Here is an 8,169-nt window from a genome sequence, read left to right as displayed (position 1 = left end):
ATAGAACTTTTTACAATACCAAAAATTGTCCGCTGAATAAAAATTTATAATTTTCATTCAATTAAACCTTAGCATAATAACCTTTAAAAAGGTACGTTTAATTAAAAAAAACTTCCTCAGCTTTCTTGTTGAGGGTAATGAAAGATAAATATATTATGTTAAAATATAGTAAAAAGGAACTAGCCAAACTGAATAGTGAGGAATACACAATGACGCTACAATTTATGAAATTAATCAAACCGACCGAAACCATTGTAAAGGCATTAAATAAGTGGGAAAACGATCCAGCATTAATCCCATTGATTCGACCAAACAAAAACAAATTAGAATTGGAATGTAGAGAAAATTTGACCATTGATGACTTAACTAGACGCTTGGAAAACCATCACATTTACTTAATTTACTTGGATGAGCAACTGATCGGTGAAATAAATTATATGGTTGATCCAAATCATCTTTACAAAAAAGTACCTAGAACTGCTTGGATAGGTATTACAATTGGCGAGTCTGTCGGGAGAGGTAAAGGGATTGGTTATAAGGCCATTCAATTTTTGGAAGAGCAAATTAAAACGCAAGGGTTAAAACGAATTGAATTAGGTGTTTTTGAATTTAATAATCAAGCCCATAGCCTTTATCAGAGGATGGGATACAAAGAGATTGGCCGTATTGAAAATTTTACATATTGGAAAGATAAATTATGGGGAGATATTCGTATGGAGAAGTATGTGTGATATCAAGAAAATTGAGGTTGTTTTTGCTGGAGATTCATAGAACCTCTTAAATATTTAAGAGGTTCTTTAACGAACTCTTTTAAATGGAAAATTATTATGGAAGCATAAAAATAATGATAAAAAGAATTAAACTTGTCCATAAATAGGAGGCCTTGATTTTTGCTTCCTTCAAAATACTTTCCCCCTTAATTTTATGGATGACAGATAAAACAAAAAGATTCATCATAAAGATAAAATAACAAATGAATACATACAAAGTCCAACGTTGTTCCTGCATAAATTCTTGAAAATTTATACTTGCAAGTGCAGCGGTTATGAAAAATGTAATAGATAAAATTAATAGTAATGGTGTTAAAATATACATTTTCATCCATATTCGATGAGTTAAAAATAATGTGCTTTTTTTCGTTTGAAAAATCATTAGTAAACTCGAACATCCAACAACAATAATAATAAATAGAAATGTCAATAGTAACGGAATAATTGTGGATGTTCCGTTCAGTGATAAAGAAACCGAGAAATAACTTTTAAACATTTCAACTATAAACAATAAAATCACTAAAAACAGAACTACTATACATTGATAAATTGTCCATCTTGATGGCATGCGTATGAGTACCTCCTCTAAACCCTAAACAGTACACCCCTGTTATTTATTCAACAATTTTTGTATTTCTGGATTATTGCTGAGGATCTCATTTCCATAATGATAACTTAGGTAAAGAACGATAACTAAACCAATATAGATTAAGAATAATTTTATTTTCGTTTTCTTATCTGTTTTATAATACGTTTCCGTTGTTTGTACTTCTTGTTTGATCCCTACTACCTTTTCTTCTAGTTGCTTGATAATACCTTCAATAATAGCTTGATTGTCATTTTCTATATGTTCACCAATTGTAAGGGTGCCGGATAATTGCTGAAGATAAATATCCTTTTTCATTTTTTCAATTTGGGAATTCAGTGTATTTAATATCTTAATAATATCCTGGTTTAAAATCTTCAACTTAGCCATTTTTACGATTTCTTCAAGCGAATCTATATGATGGGACTCTTGCTTTAATTTAGCTATCAAGAGTTCAAGCTGCTTCACTTCAAGTTTATCCTTATCTAAGCTTTTTTGTTTTTTATATAATTTGTACCATTCCATAGAACCAATGATAACGATCACGAACCCTAAGAAACTTATATGCATTACAGAATAGATTAGTAGAATGATAATGCCTAATCCCCATAATTTCGTACTAATTCCTGCTGCAATTCTTCCGCCATCCAAAGGGGTGATTGGGATTAAATTGAATAAATTGATAATTGCACCTAATATAATCAGCAGTGCCCAAAATGGCTCATGTGTATATAAATACAACGGAATGGCAGGCAAAAAGGCTATAAATCCAAATAACGGACCCATATAGGCTAAAAATCCCTCATCCTTTGCACTTTGGGGCATTTCCTTTAAGCCGATTACCGCTCCCATAAAAGGAATAAATATTGCTGGACTAACGGAAAGTTTAATTTTTTTAGCAGCATAAGCATGACCCATTTCATGGATAAACAACAAATAGACAAGAGCAACCGCAAACTTCCATCCAAAGACAAGCGCATAAGCTCCCAAAGAAATAAACATACTTACAAGTGTATGTAATTTAAGAAACTTAAACACAACTAATATAAATTTAAATTTACCTAATAATAAAACTACTATTGTACTTAAAATCCCTAAAAAGGTTTTTTTGCCGTCCTGTAGATTCTTATTTTTCAAATAAACATCCCCTCTGAAAAAGTAAATGCTATGGTTAATTATAAAAGATATAATTTGAAATTTCAGGGGAAATTTACTATTCAAAAAAACTCATATAAAAATCGGCCATGCCTTCGAAATTTGGTGCATTTAAGAGTGTAGGTGTGAAAAATTAATATTTTATTGTTCCTATAATGTGAGTTTTGTGCTCAATGAACCATACGTAAAATATTTTCGAATTTTTGAGAGGTTCAGTAAGCATGGAGTAATCATTAGTATATTTATTAAAGTAGTTACCATCAGTTCGTCTGCCAATACTCAATACTTACTTATTCACTTTCGCTATTTGAATTTCCTTTTTTAAAATGAATCAAGTGATAATTTTACGAGATACTTTAAAGAGGAGAACCCTTATTTGTTTTGAAAAAAAGAATTAAAATTGATTTTTAATAATATAAATTGTTATAATTAGCACTAGATATTAGTACCAGGTTACAACAATAAATATGGGGTGGTTACAATGGTAGGAACGAGAATAACTGCTATCGGTACATATGTACCCGAAAAAAAATTAACAAATTTTGAACTTGAGCAAATGGTTGAAACAAATAATGATTGGATTATTCAAAGAACAGGTATTCATGAACGCAGAATTAGCCGTCCTGATGAATTTACGAGTGATTTATGCGAGGCTGCTGTAAAAGACTTAATGCATAGGTATGATAAAAATGTTGAAGATGTAGATATGATTATCGTTGCAACAAGTACTCCTGATTTTCCATTTCCATCAGTTTCAAGTATCATACAAGACCGTTTAAATATTGCTCAAACAGGTGCCATCGATATAAGTGCAGCTTGTGCAGGATTTGTATATGCATTGCATACAGCTCATACCTTTATTGCTTCTGGACTCCACAGAAAGGTACTTGTTATTGGGGCGGATACACTCTCCAAAATTACGGATTATACCGATAGAAGTACATGTATTTTATTTGGTGATGGTGCTGGTGCGGTATTGGTTGAAAGGGATGAACAATCGCAAAGTTTTATCGGATTCCACTTGGGAAGCGACGGAAGTGGGGCGCAGCATGTATACCGCCCTGGCCTATCTAAAAAAGTCAATGGCATTGAGTTAGTCGACACTCAATATTTGGTTCAAAACGGCAGGGAAGTTTTTCGATGGGTTGTAAGAAATGTTCCTGATAGCGTAAAGCAAATTTTAGAAAAAACACAAACGAGTTTAGAACAAGTTGATTGGTTTATTCCTCATAGTGCAAACTTACGGTTAATCGAACCGATTTGTGAAAAACTAGGGTTCCCAATGGAAAAAACGCTTTACAGCTTGGTGAACTTTGGAAATACTTCTGCTGCAACAATTCCTTTAGCACTTGACCTTGGAATTCGTGAAGGAAAAGTTAAAAATGGAGACCGCGTTCTTTTGTACGGTTTTGGATCTGGTTTGGTTCATGCTGGTCAATTGCTAGAATTAAACTTAGACGAACAAATTCATGCGCCAAAACCATTGTAGTGTAAAAGTAAAACATTGTAAAACGAATCAGCAAAGAAGTGATTTCTTTTCTAAATTCCAAAATGGCTTAAAAGTTAGTAGCTTGAAATTGATTTGATTTTAGTGTATCTGTTAGGTTTTGTACCACTTCATCAGTGTTTATCATATTTGCAATACACATTTACTTTACCTAAGTATAGAGCAACCTATTCGTTGAAAGTAAGATGTATTCTAGATCTAAAGGAATGTCTCAATTTTGGAGCCATTCCTTTTTGTCTAAACGATAATATTTAATTCCTTCTAAAACAAAAGCCCCCGTTCGTATTATAAGGTCAGCCAGAGAATTCTGGTTGACTATTTTTTATTCAATTTATAGATTGATAGTAGCCGGGGAAGAACGGACGCACCCGTGGGACTTGATCCCGACAACTAAACTGTTCTCCCTCTACTTGTTAACACATGATTAGGCTGGTTGGGACATGATGATCCCGTATAACAAGCGAAGATATGAATGACAAGCTAGATAGAGGTTACCGGTCAATCCACTACACTAGGAGGAGATAATTTATGAATCCAGTTGTTGGTCTGGATGTCGCTAAAGGTGAAAGTCAGGTTCAAATGTTCTTGGATAAAAAAATGCCCTATAAAAATAGTGTGAAAGTTGAACATACGGTGGATGGTTTAAAAGAGTTATACTCTTATTTACTAGATTTAGAGCATCAAACAGGGATGAAACCACCAGTTGTCTTGGAATCAACGGGTCACTATCATGCCCCAGTTGTACAGTTTTTAGAAGCAAGAGAGTACATTGTCATTATCGTAAATCCATTGGTATCTTACCGAGCAAAAAGTTCTAGTTTAAGAAAAACCAAAACAGATGCCATTGATGCTTATCACTTAGGCGAACTGTATTACAAAGAGGATTTAGAGCCGCAGAAAAAGCGTGGTGTTCAGTTATTAAACCTTCGGCATCTGACAAGACAACATGAAAATATGACGGGAATTATGGTTCAAACAAAGCTTCAATTTCAATCTGTATTAGATCAAGTATTTCCAGAGTATAAAGGCGTTTTTGGCGATCTGTATGCCGAGGTTTCATTAAGAACTTTACAAACTTTCCCTATCTCGGAGACTGTCTTAAAAACTTGTGTGGAGGAAATTGCACAATTTATTGATAGGCATTGTAAAGCAAGATCGTTTAATTGGGCGCTTGAAAAAGCAGAGGGATTAATCGCAGCTGCAGAACGCAACCCATTTCAGTCAACGCGTTATCAAAGCCTTCTTGTCAGTCTGAATATGTATATTGATTTACTTCAAGTGTACCACCAACAGCTTTCTACGTTGGAGCGTGAGATTGATCAGTTAGCAGTACAGCTCGAAGAATATGAACTACTCCAAACAATTCCCGGTGTAGGCGAAAAAATCGCTGCAACGATTATTTCTGAAATCGGGGAAATTGATCGGTTTAGTCATCCCAAAAAGTTAGTTGCCTTTGCAGGACTTGATCCTAGTGTATTTGAATCAGGTCGCTTTAAAGGCACGAAGAATCATATTACTAAACGAGGCTCTGCAAGGCTTCGCCACATGCTTTTTACAGCAGTTCGGTGTTCCATTCGAGATAGTCGTAAAAAGAAAACAACTGAAGAAACCATTGCACGAAATATGCGATTACGTGCCTTCTACGATTTAAAACGTGAAGAAGGTAAGCCTTATAAAGTAGCCATTATTGCATGTGCTAATAAGCTTTTACACTGGATTTATGCGATGTTAAAAACGAAAACACCATTCCAAGAAACTATTTAGTAACAACATTTTCCTATACAACTAAAACCTTCCAAATTGAATCAGGAGGGTTATTTGAGTTATGCATTTTTAGTATAGCATTTAGTAATTATAAATTTAAAATATATTTATTGACAAACTATTAGCTGGTTTTGTTTCAGTAAAGTCATCCGTTTATTTCATTCATTTACTTTGCCTTGAGTTCTAGGTGCTTATTCCCCTACCATACCGTCGTGATCATTATCTTTCATATATGGGTATAACCAGTGATCACTCGTTATTGGCATGCTGTAACCTGCTGCTTTTGCTTCTTTAATCGTTACTTGGCCATTTCCATCTGTATCAACGCTAGAAATATCTTCAGTGCCATTCGAAGCCTTGGACTTATTAGAACTTGTTGGCTTATTTGAGTTAGTTGATTTACTTTCAGTTAATCCTAGAGATTTATTTATTTCGTCAGGGTTGCCGTTATCAAATTCATCTACAATTTTATTTCCTTTTAAAGTGTAAGTATACTTGTAATGAGAAGGAATCTGCGTTTTCGTATTAGGATATGTGATAATTGCTTCAAAATTAGTAGCTCCACCAGCTTTACGAATAGCGTCTTCCATATATGCTTGATCACCATGTCGGTTAAGCGTACTATCCTGTGGCGTAATATTATAAGCGTTTGATACCCCACCAAGAGAATCTGCAATAATATGTCCTTCATCTAAATCTGCTCTTTCGACACCAGGAACTTTTGCTTCATCAGGGTAGTATCTGCCAGACGATGTTACAGGTTCGGTACGTTCATCTTGTAGAACGATTTCGTTAGCAATGACACGGACTAATTGCCCATGTTCATTCGTAAAGGACCAATACTCTCGGTCCCCAAAGCCAATATCAACGACGACGTTTGGTTCGCGATGTCCAGACAAATCACCACCATCAACTTCAATTAGTTTGTAACCTTTGAACAGTTGATCTTTTGATTGAGTTGATGTTTTCCCTACTACATGTTTTTCAGTCGTGGTTTTTTCTTTTTCATTATTTTTTGTAGTTACTTCTTGTGAATTAGCTTTCCCATCAGTATTCGATACATCTTCTACGTTAGTACAACCAACTATAAAGATAGCAGTTAGAAGTAAGATTAAATAGCTTATTTTCTTTTTCATTTTAGGACTCCTTATAATCTTTTTACTGAACATTCTAAAAATCTTTGAAAAACATAAATTAACATTGTTAACCTATTTAAAATAGTATATTACAATATTAATTTTATTACAGTAGATACTTAGTACGAATTATGTAGTGTTAAATTCCAATAAAAATTAGTAGAGTCCATTGCATTATATTTTTCAAATATAAAATTCCGCTATACTTGCTTATTGCGGAATAACTGCTTTCACAATCTTACCTATACTATTTTATCAATATACAGTTGAAAAAAATGTATTTAGTAATATTGGTTCTAGTACTGAAAAAAGCACAATTCCAATTCACGAATTGCGCTTTTTGTAAAGAACTCAGGAACAGAAAATTCTTCTTTAACAAACCAGCCCGTTAGTAAAAACGTTGCTATGTGTACGTAGAAACCCTTAAATAGAGCTGCACCACTGGAACCCAACTTTTCAGCACTTTCTTTTACATGAGTATGTACATCTATTTCTATTATTCTTCTTACCTACTAACTCTTCCTTCTTTTACTAATGCCTTTACTTGATTTAAAAAAGAGCATCCCTTATTAAAGAATGCCCTTGATAGTTTATAAAGAAATCTTTATAGTTGGGGTATAAATCATTTAAACTCCCATTCAATATTTATCCGATTTTCTCCGCTAACTCTAAAATAATTCCCTCTGGACCACGAACGTAGCATAATTTATAACTTTCTTCATATTGCTGTATCTCACTAAAGATTTCCGTGCCCTTACTTTTCATTTTGCAACTATAGCTTCAATATCTTCAACATTAAAACAAATATGTCGGATACCCAGCGTATTTGCAAAAGGTTGCTGAATATCTCTTTCATCTGACGGAGTATAAAATTTGACTAGCTCAATCCATACCTCCCCATCTGGCATCCCCAATCCTACACATGCTGTTTTAACATCATTCAGCCCAACTATTCTGTCCAACTGTTCTCCTTCCAATTCCCATTCCGCTTGCACTTCAAGTCCTAAATCAAGAAAAAAAGCTTTAGCCTTTGAAAGATCATTTACGTTTATACTTACATGATCTATTCTATTGATCTTCATATCTCATACCTCCTATGTTCCTATTATTTTCAATACCTGTAATCGTAAAAGGTTTGTTTGAGATTGTAATTCGCTTAAAACAGAAAATATCCTTCTTAATTTGCCGTTCTGTAAAAGCAGGTGTATTTGGTGCCTTGGCAATCAATTGCTTCCACCCCATCCCATAGAT

At 33.9% G+C, this 8,169-nt stretch carries 7 protein-coding genes and 1 pseudogene; 3 read left to right on the top strand and 5 right to left on the bottom strand.

Going from position 1 to position 8,169, the window contains the following annotated elements; genetic code table 11:
* Window positions 1–209: 209 nt before the first annotated feature.
* On the top strand, window positions 210–731 hold the full coding sequence (locus tag B5V89_RS17050; protein ID WP_108073177.1) for a GNAT family N-acetyltransferase: 522 nt from the start codon (window positions 210–212) through the stop codon (window positions 729–731).
* Between the two features lie 94 nt (window positions 732–825).
* On the opposite strand, the gene B5V89_RS17045 is transcribed toward B5V89_RS17050, so the two are convergent.
* Both B5V89_RS17045 and B5V89_RS17040 read right to left on the bottom strand, forming a co-directional pair.
* On the bottom strand, window positions 826–1,338 hold the full coding sequence (locus B5V89_RS17045; protein ID WP_108073171.1) for a hypothetical protein: 513 nt from the start codon (window positions 1,336–1,338) through the stop codon (window positions 826–828).
* A 42-nt stretch (window positions 1,339–1,380) separates the two neighbouring features.
* Window positions 1,381–2,493 (bottom strand): site-2 protease family protein, encoded by a 1,113-nt coding sequence (locus B5V89_RS17040; protein ID WP_066226053.1) that lies wholly within the window; start codon window positions 2,491–2,493, stop codon window positions 1,381–1,383.
* A gap of 499 nt (window positions 2,494–2,992) precedes the next feature.
* Between B5V89_RS17040 and B5V89_RS17035 the strand changes: the two genes are divergently transcribed.
* On the top strand, window positions 2,993–4,000 hold the full coding sequence (locus B5V89_RS17035; RefSeq protein ID WP_108073169.1) for a ketoacyl-ACP synthase III: 1,008 nt from the start codon (window positions 2,993–2,995) through the stop codon (window positions 3,998–4,000).
* 546 nt (window positions 4,001–4,546) lie between these two features.
* Window positions 4,547–5,782, top strand: a complete 1,236-nt coding sequence (locus tag B5V89_RS17030) for an IS110 family RNA-guided transposase (RefSeq protein ID WP_108073167.1) — start codon at window positions 4,547–4,549, stop codon at window positions 5,780–5,782.
* A 191-nt stretch (window positions 5,783–5,973) separates the two neighbouring features.
* Here the strand turns inward: B5V89_RS17030 and B5V89_RS17025 are convergent, their stop codons facing one another.
* The 3 genes and pseudogenes from B5V89_RS17025 to B5V89_RS20230 all read right to left on the bottom strand — a co-directional run bounded on the left by B5V89_RS17025 (window position 5,974) and on the right by B5V89_RS20230 (window position 8,145).
* Window positions 5,974–6,918 carry a DNA/RNA non-specific endonuclease gene (locus tag B5V89_RS17025; RefSeq protein WP_108073165.1) on the bottom strand — a complete coding sequence of 315 codons (945 nt, stop codon included), beginning with the start codon at window positions 6,916–6,918 and terminating at the stop codon, window positions 5,974–5,976.
* A gap of 645 nt (window positions 6,919–7,563) precedes the next feature.
* A pseudogene (locus tag B5V89_RS17020) lies at window positions 7,564–8,000 on the bottom strand (VOC family protein).
* The gene (locus B5V89_RS20230) at window positions 7,987–8,145 is read right to left on the bottom strand and encodes a hypothetical protein (protein WP_181294701.1); all 159 of its coding nucleotides are present in this window, start codon (window positions 8,143–8,145) and stop codon (window positions 7,987–7,989) included. The pseudogene B5V89_RS17020 and the gene B5V89_RS20230 overlap by 14 nt, the downstream one beginning before the upstream one ends.
* Between the last annotated feature and the right edge of the window lie 24 nt (window positions 8,146–8,169).

It is taken from the genome of Heyndrickxia sporothermodurans, assembly GCF_003055045.1.
Classification (GTDB): Bacteria; Bacillota; Bacilli; order Bacillales; family Bacillaceae_C; genus Heyndrickxia; species Heyndrickxia sporothermodurans.
This window is presented reverse-complemented; position numbering and strand designations above follow the sequence as displayed.

Bases quoted from the DNA above. Each gene is read 5' to 3' on its own strand.
- B5V89_RS17050 (WP_108073177.1), top strand. From the start codon at position 210: ATGACGCTACAATTTATGAAATTAATCAAACCGACCGAAACCATTGTA.
- B5V89_RS17045 (WP_108073171.1), bottom strand. From the start codon at position 1,338: ATGCCATCAAGATGGACAATTTATCAATGTATAGTAGTTCTGTTTTTA.
- B5V89_RS17035 (WP_108073169.1), top strand. From the start codon at position 2,993: ATGGTAGGAACGAGAATAACTGCTATCGGTACATATGTACCCGAAAAA.
- B5V89_RS17030 (WP_108073167.1), top strand. From the start codon at position 4,547: ATGAATCCAGTTGTTGGTCTGGATGTCGCTAAAGGTGAAAGTCAGGTT.
- B5V89_RS17025 (WP_108073165.1), bottom strand. From the start codon at position 6,918: ATGAAAAAGAAAATAAGCTATTTAATCTTACTTCTAACTGCTATCTTT.